The organism is Paenibacillus urinalis (assembly GCF_028747985.1).
GTDB lineage: Bacteria > Bacillota > Bacilli > Paenibacillales > Paenibacillaceae > Paenibacillus > Paenibacillus urinalis.
In genome coordinates, this window is the sequence record NZ_CP118108.1 from 1,989,814 (window position 1) to 2,009,536 (window position 19,723).

Here is a 19,723-nt window from a genome sequence, read left to right on the forward strand (position 1 = left end):
TCTGAGCTGCCGGAAGCTTATTTCTTTTGGTTATAATCGGCCGTAGCTCGAAAGTGTCTTCAGCCGCTCGATCGTGAGATGTCCCCGCCATTCATTCTCGGCTGCTGAGCTCAGTGGTTCCCATGAGATGGGCCACCCGCCATCAGCCTGTTGTTCCGAGACTAGATGATCGAGATGGAGTGAGAGAATCTCCTCAGGGACGAACTGGGCAGCATAACTGGTTGAATTTGGTGCCCAGTCGAGCACTTTTTGCACATACCCTTCAGCCCTAGGATCAAGTTCAATGACACCCGGCTCGGATAAGTGCTGATCTACTCTGCTCTTCACCGCTGCAGCACGGGGATCCCCTGTCTGCTGTTCGAGAAAGTGAACAGCGTGGATGCAGTTGTGGAATCCTGTTAGATCGGCACTCTCTACCGTATCCCATGTATATTGAATAGCTCGGTTCAACCATTTCTCTTTGAGGAATGGATGCCAGTCTCTTGATTTCAGCAGGAGGGCTACAATCGAGCCGGTAGGATTAATGGAAGCCGTATCATCCGATTCCGTGGTCCACCAAGGAGCATGAGGATGCTCGTTTACACTGCGGAAGGCGTAGGGCCATCCCCCTGTATGAGGATTCGAATGTTGTTCAAGGAATTGTCCTAGTCCTGTCATTAAGCTCTCAGGGAAAACCCCTGTTTCGTCCATCAAATGCAGTGCAAATTCTGCTCCCTGCGGCTGGCTGTACGGACTACGGATGTCAGGTTCAAGAGCATGACCGAATCCACCGTCCTTGTTCTGATATGCAGCTAATGCTTGCAAGACCGCTTCAGGTGATCCCTGTCCACTGAGATGTGCGAATCGGAGACGATCCAAGAGACGGGCGTTCTTATAAATAAAGTCACTTGCTTGCTGTACGATAGGGTGAGAGATATCCAGCAGAGGATACTTTTTCATCACAGAATCAACTCCTTAGTATATTTGAATTAAGGAAACGGGTTGCATATAGCAGGCTATAGAACTAGAAATATTTTAGCTTCCAGATGTATTCCTTACTGCATTCTGATTTTCCTCCCAGATTCATAGGAAGTAGAAATATCCCGTATCCATAATGGATACGGGATAACGCTTGTTTCTTGCCAGATTATTTGACTTCCAAAATTTGAACGTCACGGCCTTCAATGGATACCATGCCGCTGAGCTGACTGCCACTGATTAGATCTTCAGCCTCTAATTGGCCTAGATCATAGGATACGGCCTCCGTATTGTGATTAAGCACGAACAGATAGGAGATGCCATCCTTGACACGGCGGCTGACCTCAACACCGGATGGAGCTGAGAGGTTAGGGTGAATTCCTTTGTCCGTTGTAATCTTCTCAATCAGTTCATCGAGGAAGCCTTGTTCTGGATCGGTTGCTACGTAATATGCTTCGCCTTTGCCAAACGTATTGCGAGTCACCGCAGGCATTCCCTTGTAGAAATCTTCGCCGTATTCCGCAATAACCTCAGCACCTTCCGTATGCAGTAGATCACATAGCATGCCGCATTCGTAGCTGCCTTGAAGCTTGCCGAACTTATCTTTCAGAACAATCTTATTCTTCTGATCCGGGAACAGAGCATCAATCTCCTCAACCCAAATGCCCAGCATTTTCCGCAGCTCTCCAGGATATCCGCCGACCGTGACCAGATCATTTTCATTTACAATACCGCTGAAGAATGTCGTCAGGAACGTTCCGCCATTCTCTACGAAGGCTTCCAATTTCTCAGCGAATCCAGGCTTAACCATGTACAGAACCGGAGCAACAACAAGATCATATGCGCTTAGATCGGTATCCACACTTACCATGTCGACCTGAACATTTCGGTTGTAGAAGGACGCGTAATATTTGTGAATCTGTTGCACGTAATTCAGAGCGATCGTTGGACCGCTCGATTTCTCAATCGCCCACCAGTTGTCCCAATCGAATACAATGGCGGCTTTGGCATCAGCGCGCGAATCTAAGAGGCGATCTCCGATGCGCTGCAGCTCCTTACCAAGCTGAGCTACTTCACGGAATACGCGTGTATTCTCATGCCCGACGTGCTCAATAACAGCGCCGTGGTACTTCTCACAGGCACCGATGGATCTTCGGAGCTGGAAGAACATGACCGTATCTGCGCCATGGGCTACAGTCTGATAGCTCTGCAGGCGCATGACACCCGGACGCTTAAGTGAGTTGTACGGCTGCCAGTTCTGCTGGCTTGGCGTTTGCTCCATCAGCATGAACGGCATTCCGTCCTTGAGTCCGCGCATGAGATCATTCGCCATGGCAGTTTCGCTTGGCGGAGTCGTTAGGCTTGGATAGCTGTCCCATGAAATAATGTCCATGTATTTGGCCCATTTAAAGTAATCCAGCTGCTTGAAGAAGCCCATCAGATTGGTAGTCACAACAGATTCAGGCACATGCCTCTTAATTGCGTCGTACTCCAGCTTGTAGCAGTTCAGCATGCTGTCAGAATTAAATCTGGAGTAATCCAGAGAGATTCCTTGGAAGTTCGTGGAACGATCTCCCCATTCCTCGCTCAGGTTGCTTGGCAGCACAATTTCATCCCAATCATAGAACGTATGTCCCCAGAATGCCGTATTCCAGGCTCTGTTCAGCTGATCAAGTGTCTGATATTTCTCCTTCAGCCAGACACGGAATGCACGTTCACAGTTGTCACAGTAGCAGTCGCCCCCATATTCGTTCGACACATGCCAAACGAGAACCGCAGGATGATCCTTGTAGCGTTCTGCCAGCTTGTCCGCAATACGCTCGGAGTAGAGCCGGTAAGTCGGACTGTTCGGGCAGGAGTTATGACGGCCTCCAAATTTGCGTTTACGTCCGTCCTTATCTACCCGCAGTACGTCAGGATATTTCGTTGCCATCCATGCGGGATGAGCGCCGGTGCTCGTTGCAAGGCATACATAGACACCGCTTTCATAAAGACTGTCGATCAGCTCATCGAGCCATCCAAAATTATATGTGATCTCATCAGGCTGATTCTTGGCCCAGGAAAAAACGTTAATTGTCGCAATATCAATCCCTGCGAGCTTGAACATGCGCAGATCTTCTTGATGTGTAGCCTGATCCCATTGCTCAGGATTGTAGTCTCCGCCGTAGAACATTTTAGGAAGCTTCGTACTAATCAAGTGAACTCACCTCTTGTATAAGAATAATTCAATCATATAATATGAATTATATTTTTAAAATATAAGAATTGTTATGGACTATATAATAATATGGAAGTAGAGGAACGAAGGATATGTGGCTGAGCAAAGACCATCAGCGTTTTTTTATGACAGGGAAGGAGCATCCTCTGCCCCTGTTTATAGAGAGCATAGGAGAGAACAACAATCAGGAGCCGATTGAGCGGTCCGCTGGCTATCCCTGTTATCACTGGCTGCAAACGGTAGATGGTGAGGGGACATTTTCATTTGAGGGCAGAACCTATCCACTTCCTAAAGGGACGGGCATCCTGCTTGCTCCTAATGTGCCGCATCATTACAGCGGGAGAGGTGAAGGCTGGTCAACGATATATATTACATTCAGCGGTCCGCAGGCAGCAGCGATCCTATCCTCACTGGACTTGCAGGAATCTGCTTATTATCAGTGGAAAGTGAGCTCGGAGCTTCAGATTTATAGCAAAAAGGTTCTTGATTCCATCGGCAGCGATTTTGATCTAACGGGGCTGGACGCGTCAGGAGATATTTATCGGTTCTTACTGCTGCTCAAAAAGCATGGGACAACCGGCAATACGCTCTCCCTCTCACATGCTATGGATCGATTAGCACCCTTGCTGTCATTTATGGAAGAGAAGATAAGCGATCCTGGTGTGGGGCTCATGGAAATGGCGGAGGTGCTCTCGGTCTCCCCCAGATATCTGAATATGATGTTCAAGCAGACATTTGGCATTACGGCGTACAGCTATTTTATTCTGAAAAGAATACGTAAATCCAAGGAGATCATGACATCAGAGCCTCATCTTACAGTGAAGGAGACGGCTGGCAGAGTAGGCTTCCGTGATGCGAGTCATTTTGTCGCTACATTTCGGAGAATAGAGGGAATTACCCCCGAGCATTTCCGAACGCTCTACTAGGCCTAAAATAATGATTGATGAAAACGATTTAATGTAGGATGATGGATTAAAATTATTCTATTTATAGCTTAGGAGGGCTGGCTGTGCAGTCAATAAAATTATGGTCTGGAGTGCCGCCGTATGCGGCCGCTGGATTGGAAGATGATTCTCCCACCTTGACTCCTTATCTGGTCGAGGGAGCTGACAGCTGCGTTATCGTGTGTCCCGGAGGCGGATATTGTCACTTAGCTGATCATGAAGGCGGACCGGTTGCGGAGTGGCTGAATCAAGCAGGCATTTCGGCTTTTTTCCTTAAATATCGAATCACTCCTCATCGTCAGCCCGCTGCATTGTCTGATGCAAGGAGAGCCGTTCAATATGTGAGAGCGAGCAGCGATAAGTATGGGATTAATCCGAACAAGATTGCGATGCTCGGTTTTTCCGCTGGAGGTCATTTGACGGCAAGTGCAGGAACGATGTGGGTGGAAGGAGATCCAGAGAGCGTTGATCCGCTTGAGCGGGTTAGTTCAAGGCCGGATCGCATTGTGCTGTGTTATCCTGTCATTACGATGGAGGATTATGGTCATCAAGGTTCAAAGGATGCACTGCTTGGCGAGAAGCCGGATGAGGAATTGGTCAGACAATACAGTGCTGAACGTCAGGTAACGAGCCAGACGCCGCCTGCCTTCATATGGCATACCCACGAGGATGCGGCGGTACCGCTGCAGAATAGTCTGGAGATGTCATTGTCCTTGACCAAGGCGGGAGTGCCTCATGAGCTGCATGTACTTGAAGCAGGACGTCATGGCCTTGGGCTGGCAGAGGAGCTGGAAGGAACGACAGGCCGCTGGAAGGGCTTATGTATATCCTGGCTTAAGCAGCAGGGCTGGTAATCTTCATCTGAAACGCATTACTGTAAACGCTGCCTTAGTCTACTTGCCTTACTATAAGTGATTTACATAAGCTGCGATTTAATATTGGATAGGGAGAGGGAAGGTATGAAGCTGGCTCAGAATGATAAATTGGTTTTTATTGGGGATTCGGTAACCGATTGCGGAAGAACACGTCCCGTAGGTGAAGGAAGCATGGGGCTTGGCAATGGGTATGTATATCATGTGGATGCTTTGCTCCAAAGCGTATATCCAGAATTGAATACTCGTGTAATTAATGTAGGGATAGGCGGAAACAATGTTAGGGATCTGAAAAATCGCTGGCAGGAGGATGTACTTGATCTTCAGCCGGACTGGCTGTCTGTAATGATTGGGATCAATGACGTATGGCGTCAGTTTGACAGTCCGCAGCGAAGAGAGCTTCATGTGTTTCTGGATGAGTATGAGGCTACTCTGCGTGAGCTGGTTGCTTCGGTGCGTCCTCAGGTGAAGGGTCTTGTCCTAATGACACCTTATTACCTGGAGCCAAGTATAGAAGATCCCATGCGCTCGACGATGGATCTGTACGGTGCTGCTGTCAAACGTGTTGCTGAGGAATATGATGCCGTATTTGTAGATACACAGGCTGCATATGAACCCCTCTGGAAGCAGCTGTACCCAGGAGCTATTGCATGGGACCGCGTACATCCCAACCACACGGGACATATGGTTCTGGCACGCGCCTTCTTGAACAGCATCGGCTTTGATTGGAATAAATAAGGAGGGATTGGATGACAGAACTAGAACTGGTCATTGACGCAAAGGCAAGACTGGCAGAGGGGCCAAGCTGGGATGCAGATGAGAAACGCCTGTACTGGGTTGATATCGAAGGCTTCAAGCTTCATATTTATGATCCAAGTTCAGGAAGGGACACGGTGCATGAGGTGGGACAGCATATTGGAGCGGTTGTCCCCTATGATCAAGATCGTGTCATGGTTGCCTTAAAAAGTGGGTTCCATAGGTATGATCTGGCTTCGGGCAAACTTACCCTGCTTCATAATCCGGAAAGTCATAGGGATGATAACCGGTTTAATGATGGAAAATGTGATCCGAAGGGCCGGTTTTGGGCGGGAACGATGAGTCTGACTGACAAGAAGAATCAAGGCGCATTGTACTGTCTAATGAATGATGGTCAAGTCAAAACCGTGCTTACGGACGTTTCTCTGTCTAATGGTCTGGGGTTTCACCCGGATCATAAGAAGATGTACTATATTGATACGCCGACAGGCCGGATTGATCAGTTTGATTTTGATCTCGATAGCGGTGAAATTTCGAATCGTATAACCTTGTTCTCTCTGCCGGAAGGAACCGGCTTCCCTGATGGGTTGACGGTAGATGCAGAAGGGATGATATGGGTGGCACACTATGGCGGTTCCCAGGTATCTCGCTGGAATCCGGACACAGGCAGCCTGATTCAGCATATTGAAGTGCCGGCTTCAAATGTGACCTCCTGCTGTTTTGGAGGAGAAGAACTGGATGAGCTGTACATCACGACGGCTCGTAATGGTCTTAGTGAGGAGCAGCTGCTTGAGACTCCGCATGCTGGCGGTGTATTTCGAGTGAAGCCTGGCGTAAAAGGACAGCCCACTTACCGTTATAAGGGTATAAAATAGAAACGGTTTCCATATAGGTGCGTATTGATTGATATGTGGTTCAAAACCTAATGGAGGTGGAGACCTATGAATGATCCGCTTCAGGAACAGAACAGGCCCTATACGGAGCCGGCTGATCCCTATAGTGATAAGGCCAATTTTGAGATTAAACAACAGGAACTGCACGAAAAAGGTTATCCGTTACTATGGAGAGAAGTGTCTAATCTTCTGATTCTCTTGGCCGTCATTGGTGTCATTGTATTATTAAGCCGTATTCTTTGATCTCCTTTAAAGTAAGATTGGAACGGCGAAGATGCAGTAATTTTTGAGCTAATATCAACCAAGTGAAAAATAAAAGCCTGCCAGGAGTCCTGGCAGGCTTTTATTCGGACGCCTCTTTCGAGACGTCCTATCATGGGAGAGGAGAAACCGGACGAAGAGCTTATGGGGAAACGTAAGTCTTCTCCGCGGTTGTCTACGGCACTTTTGATGCCGATAATTACATCATGACCGCCTGCCCTCCAGTTTATACATCGCTTGGTTAATATTTTTTCCTTCGGACTAATTACGCTTTCGATATTTTCACATCTTACATGGATTGTGGTACGATATCGATGTATAGCATACTTACAATGAATGAAACAGGGTGAAATCAAAAGTGAGAGTAATATCAGGCACTGCAAAAGGTAGACCGCTTAAGGCTGTTCCCGGAACCGGAACCCGTCCAACAACCGACAAGGTTAAGGAAGCGGTCTTTAGTATGATTGGTCCTTATTTTGATGGGGGCGTCGTGCTGGATCTGTTTGCGGGAAGCGGCGGTCTCGGCATAGAATCACTCAGCAGAGGTTCGGACAAGGCTGTATTTATCGACCTGGAACCGAAGAGCATCGAAATGATTCGCGCGAATCTGAAGGCAACGGGTCTGGATAGCAAGGCTGAAGTGTTCCGAAATGAAGCAGGCCGAGCCCTGAAGCTGCTCTCCAAACGAAAATATACATTCGATCTCGTCTTTCTGGATCCCCCATATCGGATGAAGAATGTGGAAGAGTATCTATCCTGGCTTGAAGAACACAATATGGTCAATGATGACGCCATCGTTGTTGTAGAACATGATGCCGATCATGAATACGGAGAGAGAATAGGCTCCTTTGAGCAAATACGCAAATCTACATATGGGGATACGGCAATTACGATATACGAGTATTCTTCTAATATAGATGTGCAGGATGATACGAACACGAATTTAAACATGGATGACAACATTCGGGAGGATCAAGGCAATGAGTGAATCAGCACATAAGACGGAGAGAGTAGCCGTATACCCCGGGAGCTTCGACCCTGTGACATTGGGACACCTGGATATTATTACGCGAGCCTCCAAACAATTTGATCGGCTCGTGGTGGCGGTACTTAATAATAAGAGCAAGAATCCGCTGTTCACGGTGGAGGAACGTGTAGAGCTGCTGCAGTTGGTTACGGCGGACCTGCCAAATGTTGAAGTGGACAGCTTCCGTGATTTAACGGCCAATTATGTGAGGATCAAGGGTGCACAGGTCATTATGCGCGGAATTCGTTCGGTAACTGACTTTGAATATGAGCTGCAGCTGGCATCCCTTAACAAGAAGCTTAACAAGGATGCAGAAACCATCTTTATGATGACGGATCCCAAATATTCGTATCTGAGCTCCAGTGTAGTGAAGGAGATTGCAAGCTTCGAAGGGGATGTCTCCGAGCTGGTGCCTGCCGAGGTAGAGGATGCGCTCAGACGTAAAGTTATCGAGAAGAAGAATGGCGTCTAGAATGCCATTTGCCGATACACACGGAGATGACGATTAGTGATGTTAACAGTACTACATGGAAGAGGCCTAGGGTAACCGCTGCTTGAAGACCTCCGGGAGAGTATTGCGCTTGCGTTGAAGGGTTTTGTCCAATATGAAGAAAGACGGCTTTGGAATGATTCAGCCAGCTCTGGATTGGCGGCCATAGCAGCAGGACAAGCCCATAGGAAATACCAGCATGCAGTATACGACCTATTGTAAAAATACGCATGTTTATTCCGTATGGAGCAAGAAGCGCAGTTGCCTGTAAATGGGAGCTGAGTCCACCCCAGCCAATGGCGGCGGCAAGAAGTGCAAATCCGACTGCATGTGCGGTAATATCAAGGGAACGCATCGAATAAGCTCCAAGGTGAAGCTCGAAAAAAGAGGCCCAGATCCATTCAGGGAGAAAAGGCGTTACATATTTACCCAGCAGCCGGATGAACACGGAGAACATGATCATGTAGCCTCCGGTCATCATCAATACTTGAACGGCATGACTTACTGTATCTCCCAGCAGTCTGCCAAAGCTTCTGCCATCCTTTTCCTTGGCCTTCATCATCGCTTCGAGTGCAGAAACAGATTCGGGCTGTTCATGCAGCTCGGTCGTTTTTGTGGTCTTTTTCGAGTAGAGGTTGACGCGTCCGAGCAAAATACCTGCCATGATCCCGCTTATACCGTGAATGCATGCTAAAATATATCCGACAGCTGGCGCTTCATAGAATGCTGCCCCAATGACAACGAATAACGTCATGGGACTTGCAAAATGGGTGATAGAGGCTAGAATGGCCGCTTCCTTCCCCGTGATAAGCTTCTGCTGGTACAGTCTGGCTGCAGTATCTGCACCGGACGGAAAACCGCCTGTCATCCCAACAGCGAGACCAAGCCCCGTTATTCCCGGCAGACGAAAGCCTATACGCATTAAAGGCTCTAAGAGCACGCCGAGACCATGGGTGAACCCGAAGGCAGTCAGCATTTGCGACAGCATAATGAAGGGCAGGAGAGCAGGAAAGACCATCTTCCACCATATTTGAAGGCCTTGCATCGAGGCGTCAAATGCTTCACTTGGGGAAGTGACAACAGCAGCCACGACCAGTAGGGCGCTGATACCGAGAAGCATCGTTTTTATATAAGATGGAACGTTATTTTTCCTCGTTATTTCTGAATTCATTGGATCATCACCCCGATCAATAGCTTAGATGGCTGGAAAGACATCAGAAACAGCCTGTACATATGCATTTATATGTGATGAGAAGGGAAAGAAGAACAAGCAGTCAAGCAGGGAGGAGGCCAGAGATTGAGTAATATCACCCAAAAGAGTGGATTTCGTACCGCCGTATATATCTTAAGTTTGGCTATTGTTGTATATGTGCTCGTATATATGCCGACACCTTATATTGTCACTCAGCCGGGAACAGCAGAATCGGTTAAACCCATGGTATCCGTGAAGAACGGTGATGAGGAGGAAGACGGCAAGTTTCTAATGACAACCGTATCAGCCAGCTATGCGAATCTCTCGCTCTTGTTTATATCCGCATTTAATGAACATGCCCAGATCGGCAAGAAGGAAGAGCGTCTCGCGGGCAGGACCCAGGAGGAATATTCGGCAGAGCAAGTATGGTTTATGAGTGATTCACAGTCAGCTGCGATGGAGGCTGCTTATGAGCAGGCAGACATTGCGTATGATATTGTTCCAGAATATATCTTTGTGCTCGGTCTATCAAAGGATTCACTGCCAGAAGGAGATATTAAGCCTCAGGATAAAATTCTGTCGATTAATGGAGTGCCTACTCCCGACAATACGGTACTGGCGCAGCAGCTGGAGAACAAGCAGGTAGGGGATATGGTTGAGCTTCAGCTGGATCGCAAAGGAGAGACCATTACAAGTGAATTGAAGCTCGTCCCTATCAAGGACAGTGAAACAGGTAAGACAAGGCCTGGACTCGGTGTAATGATTGGTACTCTTCAAACCGTTCAGCCCAAGGATTCTGCACATCAAATTACTTTTACCAATACAGAAATCGGCGGACCGTCAGCAGGCCTAATGTTTACGCTGGAAATATACAATCAGCTGACACCTGGAGATTTGACCAAAGGCCATATTATTGCAGGTACAGGGACCATCAATAAAGAAGGAACCGTCGGACCGATCGGCGGGGTCGTACACAAGATCGTTGCCGCAGATCGCGAGGATGCCGAGATCTTCTTCGTACCAGAGGCGAATTATGAGGAAGCGAAGAAGAAGGCGGAATCCATCAAGACGGACATGCTGCTCGTCCCTGTGGAAACGGCCGAGGATGCACTGGATTACATTGAGAAGCTTAATGTTAAAACCGAGGTGTAGTTGTATTATTGGCATTTAATAAATGGAAGCAATGTATAGCATAGGAGCCTGTGAATGAGAATGATCATGCACAGGCTCCTATGCTTATATGCAGCAGTGTTCAATTCTGAAATAGAGTCTTGGCTCTAAGTACATTAGACTCGCACAGGGGACTGATAATAATCTCTGTATATGAATTGGCTGTCAGCCGCTCCCATGCCAAGACCATATAGAGCGGTCGCCTGAATGTCTCGGGTCAGCTGAGGGTGGCTGAAGGCTGAAGGCTTGATGACAACCGGTAAGGTTGCTTTTTTCTTCATTTCTTTTAGCAACTCCTGTCCTCTGTTGTTAAAGCCAAGAACCCGGATATAATGAGGTCCCTCGGCCAGCACAGAGGGCGATAATTCATCCTTTTTATGGTGCAGCAAAATATGAATCAGCATGCGCTGGAGCTTGGTGCGTGTATATCGTTTTGTTTTTAACGCTTCAAGGAGTGAGTCGACGGACAGCTCCGTGAGCTTGGGGAGCTGGTTTAGTATGCGGTGCTCGAGTCCTTCGGTTACCTCGGCATATTGGGCCAGCTCTGCTGCGCTAGAGGTCACCAGCTGGGCAAGCAAGGCATCCTTGAAGCGCTCCAGGTGAACCGGAGCGCGTCCTTCCTGCCATTCGCGCTGCAGAATGGCAAGCGTTGCAGCCGGCACGTAAGGGGCCGCTGCTTCGGGTCCTGCGCCGAGGAGCAGCCGGCGCACGGCCGTGGCACTGGCGATGCTGCCGGGTCCCGGCATCGCATCGTGATAACCGGCGCCGGTACGCTGCGCCGTGAAGGGCCGGATCGCGCTGCTGAGCCGCTTCAGCGCGATCATATAATGCAGCCCAAGTGTATTGTTGGGCTGCTTGAGCAGTGCCAGGGCCCCCGCAGCGTCACCGCCGGGGGCCAGCTCCGCCGCAGCCGCTGCGTAGGCTGCGGGGTAGCTTGCGCCTTGCTGCAGCTGCCGCTGGATAGCCTCCGACAGCGCCTTCGGCTCGCTGGCGAGGAGGTCTGCCATGGCAGCAAGCGGCGCAAGCTCTCCAGATTCGCTGCCGAAGCACAGCGAATCGACAACTCCTGTATGGTGCAGGGTTGCCACGGCACCATGGGCAAACCACTCTGCCGGTCCTACCGCATAGGAGACCGGCAGCTCAAGCACAAGATCGACGCCCATGGCGAGCGCCATCTCGGCCCGGGCCCATTTGCTCAGCATTGCAGGCTCGCCCCGCTGCAGAAAGTGGCCGCTCATGACGGCGACGCTTGTATCGGCTTCGGTTATTTTTTTGGAAGCTTCCAGATGGTATACATGTCCGTTATGCATCGGATTATATTCTACGATCAGGCCCACGGTTCTACTCATAATATATTTCACACTCCCTGTTGCATTCGGTAAGGCTTATCTGATAGGTTTATAGAGTCTATTATATCCAAGTTGCAGCAGGTATGATGAATGAATTGCATAATGGGTGACGGGTGCGGTGCATTTAGCCTGGATAAATGGATATACAGGTGTAAAGTTTAAAGTGTTGACAAACCTCTTTCAAAATCGGTATAATGATTTTTGTTTGTTAGACTGTTTTTCAACATAACTAGCGCTGTATTTGAAGCATACTACAAATGTTGTTAAAATGGTTTATCGTCTGGAGTGATCAACGTGGAAATGTCATTTCGCAAGATGGCCTCGGCTGCTGGACCGATGAAGTTTACAGAGTCGCTGGATATCAGCCATCTAATTCGAAACAACAAGGAAATCACAGCCGTATCCCCGATGCAGGTGGAACTCACATTTACTGCATTGCCGGAAGGCGTGGTAGATGTTCAAGGAACGTTATCAGCCGAAGCAGATATGCTCTGCTCTCGTTGTCTAGGAAATGTCCATGAGCATTTAAATATGAAATTCGCCGAGCAGTTCAAGCAAGGAACCGAGCCGGAGGAAGTTGAAGAAGAGGATGATACCTTGTACGTGGAAGAGGATACAGTGAATTTGGTTCCTTTCCTGGAAGAATATTTCCTGCTTCATCTTCCGTTTGCCCCGCTGTGCAAGTCGGATTGCAAAGGGCTGTGCCCGAGCTGTGGAACCGACTTGAACACGAGCAGCTGCGATTGTGACAATACGCCAATCGATCCGCGGCTTGCAGGGCTTAAGGATTTCTTTAAATAAGAACAAGATTATTTCTTTTTCTTAAGGTTTGACTTTGATAAGGAGGTGGGAATTGTGGCAGTACCTCAACGGAGAACATCCAAAACTCGTCGTGACAAACGTCGTACTCACTTTAAATTGGCTGTGCCAGGCATGGTGAAATGTGAACAATGCGGAGAATTGAAGCTTGCTCATCACGTATGCAAAGTGTGCGGAACGTACAAATCTAGAGAGATCATCTCTCAATAATATTTTTGTTCAAAAGTAGCGCTTCATCTATAGCGGATGAAGTGCTATTTTTTTGCGAAAAAGTGACCGCCCCTTTCTTTTTGGTGCTACATGTTTTATACTAAGCATTAGTACCTGGTTCTAACCAGTGTGCCTTTTTAATTATTTTCAAATTGATTTTTAATCAGTAAAAGTTTGCGTACATACGAACAGTGATGGTTGATGAACAATTCGGTTGCTTAATTACGACCTAAGGACGTTATATTAAGCATTGTTCACTGCCAGAGGATAAAGAGCTGTACGCTGGTGTCATATAGATGACTAATATAGAGTTAACGGGTCTTTTTGAAGTCACATAAGCAGGGGGTGCTTGATCATAGAACGAATACCTAAGCGACAAAGACAGCAGCAGCTAACTCAGATGATTGAGGATAACCCTTTTATCACAGATCAAGAGCTGACAAGATTACTTAAGGTGAGCATTCAGACGATTCGACTGGATCGGATGGAGCTTGGCATACCTGAACTTCGTGAGCGGATGAAGCTGATGGCTGAGAGATCGTATGATCAAGTGCGCTCATTGCCTTTGCATGAAATTATCGGGGATATAGTAGACCTTCAGCTGGATAAGAGCGGGATTTCTATTTTTGAAATTAGAGAAGAGCATGTATTTTCAAGAACAGGAATAGCTCGTGGCCATTATGTTTTTGCACAAGCGAACTCACTTGCTGTTGCTGTTATTAACGATGAGATTGCGCTGACCGCTTCTGCGGACATCCGGTTTGTAAGACCGGTGCATCTGGGGGAAAAATGTATTGCGAAGGCATATGTGCGCTCCACTCCTGAGCAGAAGGGCAAGGCCAAGGTAGAAGTGTTTGCTTATGTCGGAGAGGAAATGGTGTTTCAAGGAAACTTCGTCATTTACCGATCCGCCGGGCAAGATAGTGACGAGGGGGGAGTTCATCATGAAGATCGTCATTGATGCGATGGGAGGCGATCATGCACCGGAGGCAACCGTCCAAGGTGCAGTGCTTGCTGCAAAGGAATGGAACGATACGGAGATCGTACTGGTCGGCGATGAAGCGAAGATCAACCCGTTGCTGGGCGCAGATCGCCCATCAGGTATTACTGTAATACATGCTTCAGAGGTTATCGGCTCAGATGATGAGCCCGTGAAGGCGGTTCGGCGGAAGAAGGACGCATCTATGGTTGTTGCCGGGCGTATGCTTCGAGAAGGACAGGCAGATGCAATGATCTCTGCAGGCAATACGGGCGCGCTGATGACGACAGGGCTTCTTGTCGTCGGCAGAATGGAGGGCATCGAGCGCCCGGCACTGGCCCCGATGATTCCTACGATCGACGATCGCGGAATGCTCGCTCTGGATCTTGGCGCGAACATGGATGCCAAGCCTGAGCATTTGGCCCAGTATGCACTTATGGGCAGCTTGTATCGGCAGAAGGTGCATGGAATTGATCAGCCTAGAGTAGGACTCCTCAATGTAGGTACCGAAGAAGGCAAAGGAAATGAGCTCACCAAGCATACGTTTCCGCTGCTGAAGGAGCTGCCTATACATTTTGTTGGTAATGTAGAATCAAGAGAGGTGCTGATGGGCGGATGTGATGTACTGGTATGTGACGGCTTTGCCGGCAATATCATGCTGAAGACGCTTGAAGGCACGGCTGCGGGCATTTTTTCTTTGCTTAAGGAGCAGTTCTCCTCATCGCTTAAGAGCAAGCTGGCAGCTGCAATGCTGATGCCAGAGCTGCGGGCGCTCAAGGGCAAGCTTGATTACAAGGAGCATGGAGGTGCGCCTCTGCTTGGTCTTAGTCGTCTAGTCGTGAAGAGCCACGGCTCTGCCGATGCGAATGCAATTAAGAATGCGGTGCGTCAGGCAAGACTGGCCATTTCCAACCAGTTGGTCGAAAGTATATCTAAGGAAATAAGCGGGAGAGTTGAGTGACATGATGAATACACAATTGCGTCCAGTCGGTGTCATTGGTACAGGCAAATACGTACCGGAAAAGATTCTGACGAATCATGATATGGAAAAAATGATGGATACCAATGACGAGTGGATTGTCTCCCGTACGGGAATTCGCGAGCGTCATATAGCGGCCCCTGATGAAGCGACTTCGGATCTTGCATATGAAGCGGCCAAAGCAGCAGCTGCCTCTGCAGGCATTTCGCCGAGTGATATTGAGCTGATCATTGTTGCAACTATAACTCCGGATAGTGCATTTCCTTCAACGGCTTGCATTTTGCAGGATAAGCTGGGAGCGAAGGGTGCTGCTGCGTTCGATTTGTCTGCAGCCTGCTCCGGCTTTGTATATGGCCTGGCTACGGCAACGAGCTTTATACAATCAGGGATGTATAACAATGCACTTGTTATTGGTGTAGACTGCCTGTCTCGCATTACAGATTATTCAGATCGTAATACGGCTGTTCTGTTTGGAGACGGAGCAGGTGCCGTCATCTTAGGAGAGGTGCCTGAAGGCCGTGGCTTCAAATCTTTCGATCTAGGTGCTGAAGGTGCCGGCGGACCACTGCTTAATATCCAAGCAGGTGGCTCCAGACTGCCTGCATCTGAGACTACGCTGGCTAACAAGCAGCACTACATTTATATGAACGGTAGAGAAGTATTCAAATTTGCCGTACGCGTAATGGGAACAGCAACGATTGATGTGCTGGACAAGGCAGGTCTAACAAAAGAAGACGTCGACTTGTTCATTCCGCATCAAGCCAATATCCGTATTATTCAGTCTGCGATGCAGCGCCTTGAGCTTCCTGAAGATAAAGTTGTCATTAACGTTGACAAATATGCGAATACTTCCGCTGCTTCCATTCCATTAGCGCTGGTTGAAGCGGCTGAAGAGGGCCGGATGAAGGCAGGAGACACCATACTAATGGTTGGATTCGGCGGCGGTCTGACTTGGGGAGCATCCGTGCTAGTGTGGTAATAGCATACTATCGGTGCATTTGATGGTGCTCACTGCAAGTTTTTTTACTCTAGATCGATAAAGGAGCAATGTATAGATGGGGAAGATCGCTTTTGTATTTCCGGGTCAGGGCTCACAGACCGTTGGGATGGCGAAAGACGTATATGAGAATGTATCGTCCTCCCGCCATGTCTTTGAGACCGCGGACGAGAAGCTTGGTTTTTCGCTGAGCTCGCTGATCTTTGATGGCCCGGATACCGAACTTAAACAAACAAAAAACACACAGCCTGCGTTATTGACAGCAAGTATTGCTCTGTATGAGGCTCTGCGTGAGAAAGGAATTACCGCTGACTATGCAGCAGGTCACAGCTTGGGTGAATACAGTGCCCTGGTCGCAGCAGGTGTAATGTCCTTCGAGGATGCGGTTGCTGTTGTTAGGGCGAGAGGGACTTTCATGGAAGAAGCTGTTCCGGGCGGACGTGGAGCTATGGCTGCTGTGCTCGGAGCTGATCGTGATCAACTGGCGCAGCTATGTGAGAAAATTTCCGCTCAAGGGAAGGACTATCTCGTAGAGTTGGCGAACCTTAATTCACCGGGACAGATTGTGGTATCCGGTCTTAAAGACGGCGTGGCACAGCTGATAGATCGTGTGAAGGAAGCTGGAGCGAAACGGGCCATTCCTCTTGAAGTCAGCGGTCCTTTTCATACCTCGCTGATGAAGGAGGCAGCTGCTAGACTTGGCGATCAGCTCTCCTCAGTAGAGCTTCGTGATGCTGGCATACCTGTGGTGGCGAATGTGACGGCTGAGCCCGTAACGGAGGGTGTAGTCATTCGTGATCTTCTAGTTCAGCAGGTATATTCTTCTGTCAAATGGGAAGATACCGTGGTATGGCTGATTGATCAGGGTGTAGACACTTTCGTGGAAATTGGCCCTGGCAGCGTACTTAGTGGACTGATCAAGAAGGTAAGCAGAACCGTTACAGTATACAACGTAAACAGCTTGGATAGTTTGAACGCTCTTGCTGATGAGCTGAAATAGTTACGACTACATCATTCTAAGCAGGTATATTTGGGGAAAGGAGGAACAACAAGATGACGACTACACTACAAGGTCAGGTTGCTCTTGTAACAGGTGCATCCCGCGGAATAGGGCGCAGTATCGCTCTTGCGCTGGCAGATGCAGGTGCTGACGTTGCGGTGAACTATGCGGGCAACGAAGCCGCTGCGGCCGAGGTTGTACAGCTCATAGAAGCCAAAGGGGTTAGAGCCATCGCGATTAAAGCGAATGTAGGCATTACCGCTGAAGCAGATCAATTGGTGAAAGAAACCATGGACCAGCTGGGCAGAATTGATATTCTGGTGAATAATGCAGGTATTACTAGAGATAATTTAATCATGCGTATGAAGGAAGAGGAATTCGATCAAGTGATCGAAACCAATTTGAAGGGCGTCTTTAATTGCCTCAAAGCAGTGACTCGTCCCATGATGAAACAGCGCTATGGTCGAATTATCAATATTTCATCTGTAGTGGGTGTGCTGGGTAATCCAGGTCAAGCCAACTATGTAGCTGCCAAGGCAGGAGTCATTGGTCTTACTAAATCCTCAAGCCGGGAGCTGGCTTCCCGTGGAATTACGGTGAACTGCATCGCTCCTGGATTTATTGAAACCGAGATGACACAGGGCTTGTCTTCTGAGCTCGTAGAAGGTATGTTGTCAGGAATTCCGCTCTCAAGGCTTGGACGCCCTGAAGAAGTGGCAGGAGTTGCTCTATTCCTTGCTTCCGAGTCTGCATCCTATATGACAGGTCAAACTCTGCATGTGGATGGCGGTATGTACATGTGATTTTTTCGACCGTAATTGATGCATAGTTAGAGTGTTCGTTCGCCTTCCATTTGGAGGTGATGTAGGCTCTATGGCATTTTACGATTGATTCTCGTATAATACGGAAAGGGAGGTGAACCGGATGTCCGACGTATTGGAACGCGTAAAACGTATCGTAGTAGATCGTTTAGGCGCTGACGAAGCTGAAGTAACATTGGAAGCATCATTCAAAGATGATTTGGGTGCTGACTCTCTAGATGTTGTTGAATTGGTTATGGAACTCGAAGACGAGTTTGATATGGAGATCTCTGATGAAGATGCAGAGAAAATCACGACCGTAGGTGAAGTTGTAAACTACATACAATCTCATACCTAAGTCATATAGAGGAAGCTCCGTGAGTTAAGCAGTTCTTATCTCATATGGAGCTTCCCCTCCAATTTTGCAAGCCAAAGGCATAGAGCCCTTATGAAGGCCCATTTTATAGGTGTTTGTTATCTTAACGACATGTATAGAATGGGTTTCATTACATTAAAATCTGTTAATTGCATAGCAATATGCAGTCGATATAGAGGTGAAATGGATTTGAAACAAAGAGTTGTTATTACAGGCATGGGTGTCATGACCCCGATTGGTAAGGACCTGGATACACTATGGAACAGTCTGATGGAAGGTAAATCTGGAGTATCGCTTGTCGAAGCCTTTGATGTGAGCGACTACAACTCCAAGATTGCAGCTTCAATTAAGGATTTTAATCCAGAAGATTATATGGAGCGTAAGGATGCACGCAAGATGGACCGTTTTGTTCAGTTTGCTGTTGCAGCCGGAGGTCAGGCAATTCAAGACAGTGGACTACAAATCGGCGAGAATATAGATGCTGAACGAATTGGTGTATCTGTAGGCTCGGGGATCGGGGGTCTCGGTACTTGGGAGGACCAGCACAATATCCTTTTGGAAAAAGGTCCGAAGCGGGTAAGCCCGTTCTTCATTCCGATGATGATTGCGAATATGGCATCAGGTCAGCTGTCTATCAGCTTTGGTGCAAAGGGTCCTAATACAACACAAGTCACAGCTTGTGCTACTGGCAGCCATTCCATTGGAGATTCCATGCGAATGATCCAGCGTGGAGATGCCGACGCCATGATCTGCGGCGGAGCAGAAGCTACCATTCGTCCAACAGGTATGGCAGGATTTAATTCCATGCGTGCGATGTCAACCCGTAATGATGAGCCGGAAAAAGCAAGCCGTCCATTTGACTCGGATCGCGATGGCTTTGTCATGGGAGAAGGCGCTGGAATTCTGATTCTTGAATCCCTAGAGCATGCGCTTGCACGAGGTGCTCGTATTTACGGTGAGGTAGTCGGTTATGGTCTGTCTGCGGATGCGAAGCATATGACGGATCCAGATCCGGAAGGCGGCGCACGCAGCATGAAGATGGCGATCAAGGACGCTGGCATCAGCCCTGAGGATGTTGATTATATCAACGCTCATGGAACATCAACGCCGGTTGGCGACAAATCCGAAACAGAAGGCATTAAGCTTGCTCTCGGTGAACACGCCTATAAGGTGGCAGTGAGCTCTACCAAATCGATGACAGGTCATATGCTCGGAGCAGCGGGTGGTGTTGAAGCGATCATTTGTGCACTGGCACTTCAGAATCAGAAGATTCCTCCAACCATTAATTTGGAGAATCCTGATCCGGCTTGTGATTTGGATTATGTACCGAATGTTCCGCGTGAAGCTGAACTGGAATACACGCTTTCCAATTCCTTCGGATTCGGCGGACACAATGCAACTGTAATTCTCAAAAAATATGAATCATAAGGGGTC

General features: G+C 48.3%; 21 protein-coding genes. 17 read left to right on the forward strand and 4 right to left on the reverse strand.

The window, feature by feature from the left end; genetic code table 11:
- Nucleotides 1–30: 30 nt before the first annotated feature.
- Nucleotides 31–939 carry a hypothetical protein gene (locus PUW25_RS09240; protein WP_047909775.1) on the reverse strand — a complete coding sequence of 303 codons (909 nt, stop codon included), beginning with the start codon at nucleotides 937–939 and terminating at the stop codon, nucleotides 31–33.
- A gap of 187 nt (nucleotides 940–1,126) precedes the next feature.
- Entirely contained in the window at nucleotides 1,127–3,154 is a 2,028-nt protein-coding gene (locus PUW25_RS09245; RefSeq protein ID WP_047909774.1) for a beta-galactosidase, read from the reverse strand.
- Nucleotides 3,155–3,267: 113 nt separating this feature from the next.
- Between PUW25_RS09245 and PUW25_RS09250 the strand changes: the two genes are divergently transcribed.
- From PUW25_RS09250 to coaD, 7 genes are all read left to right on the forward strand, one after another.
- The gene (locus tag PUW25_RS09250; protein ID WP_047909773.1) at nucleotides 3,268–4,101 is read left to right on the forward strand and encodes an AraC family transcriptional regulator; all 834 of its coding nucleotides are present in this window, start codon (nucleotides 3,268–3,270) and stop codon (nucleotides 4,099–4,101) included.
- A gap of 83 nt (nucleotides 4,102–4,184) precedes the next feature.
- Nucleotides 4,185–4,973: an alpha/beta hydrolase gene (locus PUW25_RS09255; RefSeq protein WP_338000048.1), complete on the forward strand. Its 789-nt coding sequence runs from the start codon at nucleotides 4,185–4,187 to the stop codon at nucleotides 4,971–4,973.
- Nucleotides 4,974–5,078: 105 nt separating this feature from the next.
- Nucleotides 5,079–5,729, forward strand: coding sequence for an SGNH/GDSL hydrolase family protein (locus tag PUW25_RS09260; protein WP_047909772.1), 651 nt, complete (start codon nucleotides 5,079–5,081; stop codon nucleotides 5,727–5,729).
- Nucleotides 5,730–5,740: 11 nt separating this feature from the next.
- Nucleotides 5,741–6,622: an SMP-30/gluconolactonase/LRE family protein gene (locus PUW25_RS09265; protein ID WP_047909771.1), complete on the forward strand. Its 882-nt coding sequence runs from the start codon at nucleotides 5,741–5,743 to the stop codon at nucleotides 6,620–6,622.
- Between the two features lie 66 nt (nucleotides 6,623–6,688).
- Nucleotides 6,689–6,883 carry a hypothetical protein gene (locus PUW25_RS09270; protein WP_047909770.1) on the forward strand — a complete coding sequence of 65 codons (195 nt, stop codon included), beginning with the start codon at nucleotides 6,689–6,691 and terminating at the stop codon, nucleotides 6,881–6,883.
- 376 nt (nucleotides 6,884–7,259) lie between these two features.
- The gene (rsmD, locus tag PUW25_RS09275) at nucleotides 7,260–7,889 is read left to right on the forward strand and encodes a 16S rRNA (guanine(966)-N(2))-methyltransferase RsmD (protein ID WP_047909769.1); all 630 of its coding nucleotides are present in this window, start codon (nucleotides 7,260–7,262) and stop codon (nucleotides 7,887–7,889) included.
- Nucleotides 7,882–8,400 (forward strand): pantetheine-phosphate adenylyltransferase, encoded by a 519-nt coding sequence (gene coaD / locus PUW25_RS09280; protein ID WP_047909768.1) that lies wholly within the window; start codon nucleotides 7,882–7,884, stop codon nucleotides 8,398–8,400. The genes rsmD and coaD overlap by 8 nt, the downstream gene beginning before the upstream one ends.
- Here coaD and PUW25_RS09285 read toward each other — a convergent pair.
- On the reverse strand, nucleotides 8,375–9,589 hold the full coding sequence (locus PUW25_RS09285; RefSeq protein ID WP_052511652.1) for a nucleoside recognition domain-containing protein: 1,215 nt from the start codon (nucleotides 9,587–9,589) through the stop codon (nucleotides 8,375–8,377). The two genes, coaD and PUW25_RS09285, sit on opposite strands and share 26 nt — an antisense overlap.
- A 126-nt stretch (nucleotides 9,590–9,715) precedes the next feature.
- Here PUW25_RS09285 and PUW25_RS09290 point away from each other — a divergent pair, with 126 nt between their 5' ends.
- Nucleotides 9,716–10,762, forward strand: a complete 1,047-nt coding sequence (locus PUW25_RS09290; protein ID WP_047909767.1) for a SepM family pheromone-processing serine protease — start codon at nucleotides 9,716–9,718, stop codon at nucleotides 10,760–10,762.
- Nucleotides 10,763–10,896: 134 nt separating this feature from the next.
- Here the strand turns inward: PUW25_RS09290 and PUW25_RS09295 are convergent, their stop codons facing one another.
- Entirely contained in the window at nucleotides 10,897–12,129 is a 1,233-nt protein-coding gene (locus PUW25_RS09295; RefSeq protein WP_047909766.1) for a nucleotidyltransferase, read from the reverse strand.
- 300 nt (nucleotides 12,130–12,429) lie between these two features.
- Here PUW25_RS09295 and PUW25_RS09300 point away from each other — a divergent pair, with 300 nt between their 5' ends.
- From PUW25_RS09300 to fabF, 9 genes are all read left to right on the forward strand, one after another.
- On the forward strand, nucleotides 12,430–12,930 hold the full coding sequence (locus PUW25_RS09300; RefSeq protein ID WP_337999946.1) for a YceD family protein: 501 nt from the start codon (nucleotides 12,430–12,432) through the stop codon (nucleotides 12,928–12,930).
- Nucleotides 12,931–12,984: 54 nt separating this feature from the next.
- Nucleotides 12,985–13,158: a 50S ribosomal protein L32 gene (gene rpmF / locus PUW25_RS09305; RefSeq protein ID WP_036645943.1), complete on the forward strand. Its 174-nt coding sequence runs from the start codon at nucleotides 12,985–12,987 to the stop codon at nucleotides 13,156–13,158.
- Between the two features lie 364 nt (nucleotides 13,159–13,522).
- On the forward strand, nucleotides 13,523–14,119 hold the full coding sequence (gene fapR, locus PUW25_RS09310) for a transcription factor FapR (protein ID WP_170862471.1): 597 nt from the start codon (nucleotides 13,523–13,525) through the stop codon (nucleotides 14,117–14,119).
- Nucleotides 14,103–15,098, forward strand: coding sequence for a phosphate acyltransferase PlsX (plsX, locus tag PUW25_RS09315; protein ID WP_047909763.1), 996 nt, complete (start codon nucleotides 14,103–14,105; stop codon nucleotides 15,096–15,098). The genes fapR and plsX overlap by 17 nt, the downstream gene beginning before the upstream one ends.
- A gap of 1 nt (nucleotide 15,099) precedes the next feature.
- On the forward strand, nucleotides 15,100–16,095 hold the full coding sequence (locus tag PUW25_RS09320; protein WP_370510304.1) for a beta-ketoacyl-ACP synthase III: 996 nt from the start codon (nucleotides 15,100–15,102) through the stop codon (nucleotides 16,093–16,095).
- Between the two features lie 76 nt (nucleotides 16,096–16,171).
- Entirely contained in the window at nucleotides 16,172–17,113 is a 942-nt protein-coding gene (gene fabD / locus PUW25_RS09325) for an ACP S-malonyltransferase (protein ID WP_047909762.1), read from the forward strand.
- A gap of 53 nt (nucleotides 17,114–17,166) precedes the next feature.
- The gene (gene fabG / locus PUW25_RS09330; protein WP_047909761.1) at nucleotides 17,167–17,916 is read left to right on the forward strand and encodes a 3-oxoacyl-[acyl-carrier-protein] reductase; all 750 of its coding nucleotides are present in this window, start codon (nucleotides 17,167–17,169) and stop codon (nucleotides 17,914–17,916) included.
- Nucleotides 17,917–18,037: 121 nt separating this feature from the next.
- The gene (acpP, locus tag PUW25_RS09335) at nucleotides 18,038–18,271 is read left to right on the forward strand and encodes an acyl carrier protein (protein ID WP_025334828.1); all 234 of its coding nucleotides are present in this window, start codon (nucleotides 18,038–18,040) and stop codon (nucleotides 18,269–18,271) included.
- Nucleotides 18,272–18,478: 207 nt separating this feature from the next.
- Nucleotides 18,479–19,717: a beta-ketoacyl-ACP synthase II gene (gene fabF / locus PUW25_RS09340; RefSeq protein ID WP_076311185.1), complete on the forward strand. Its 1,239-nt coding sequence runs from the start codon at nucleotides 18,479–18,481 to the stop codon at nucleotides 19,715–19,717.
- Nucleotides 19,718–19,723: the final 6 nt, after the last annotated feature.

Bases quoted from the DNA above. Each gene is read 5' to 3' on its own strand.
- PUW25_RS09320 (WP_370510304.1), top strand. From the start codon at position 15,100: ATGATGAATACACAATTGCGTCCAGTCGGTGTCATTGGTACAGGCAAA.
- PUW25_RS09285 (WP_052511652.1), bottom strand. From the start codon at position 9,589: ATGAATTCAGAAATAACGAGGAAAAATAACGTTCCATCTTATATAAAA.
- PUW25_RS09265 (WP_047909771.1), top strand. From the start codon at position 5,741: ATGACAGAACTAGAACTGGTCATTGACGCAAAGGCAAGACTGGCAGAG.
- coaD (WP_047909768.1), top strand. From the start codon at position 7,882: ATGAGTGAATCAGCACATAAGACGGAGAGAGTAGCCGTATACCCCGGG.
- PUW25_RS09250 (WP_047909773.1), top strand. From the start codon at position 3,268: ATGTGGCTGAGCAAAGACCATCAGCGTTTTTTTATGACAGGGAAGGAG.
- PUW25_RS09260 (WP_047909772.1), top strand. From the start codon at position 5,079: ATGAAGCTGGCTCAGAATGATAAATTGGTTTTTATTGGGGATTCGGTA.
- PUW25_RS09300 (WP_337999946.1), top strand. From the start codon at position 12,430: ATGTCATTTCGCAAGATGGCCTCGGCTGCTGGACCGATGAAGTTTACA.
- plsX (WP_047909763.1), top strand. From the start codon at position 14,103: ATGAAGATCGTCATTGATGCGATGGGAGGCGATCATGCACCGGAGGCA.
- fabD (WP_047909762.1), top strand. From the start codon at position 16,172: ATGGGGAAGATCGCTTTTGTATTTCCGGGTCAGGGCTCACAGACCGTT.
- acpP (WP_025334828.1), top strand. From the start codon at position 18,038: ATGTCCGACGTATTGGAACGCGTAAAACGTATCGTAGTAGATCGTTTA.
- PUW25_RS09295 (WP_047909766.1), bottom strand. From the start codon at position 12,129: ATGAGTAGAACCGTGGGCCTGATCGTAGAATATAATCCGATGCATAAC.
- PUW25_RS09240 (WP_047909775.1), bottom strand. From the start codon at position 939: ATGAAAAAGTATCCTCTGCTGGATATCTCTCACCCTATCGTACAGCAA.
- PUW25_RS09270 (WP_047909770.1), top strand. From the start codon at position 6,689: ATGAATGATCCGCTTCAGGAACAGAACAGGCCCTATACGGAGCCGGCT.
- fabG (WP_047909761.1), top strand. From the start codon at position 17,167: ATGACGACTACACTACAAGGTCAGGTTGCTCTTGTAACAGGTGCATCC.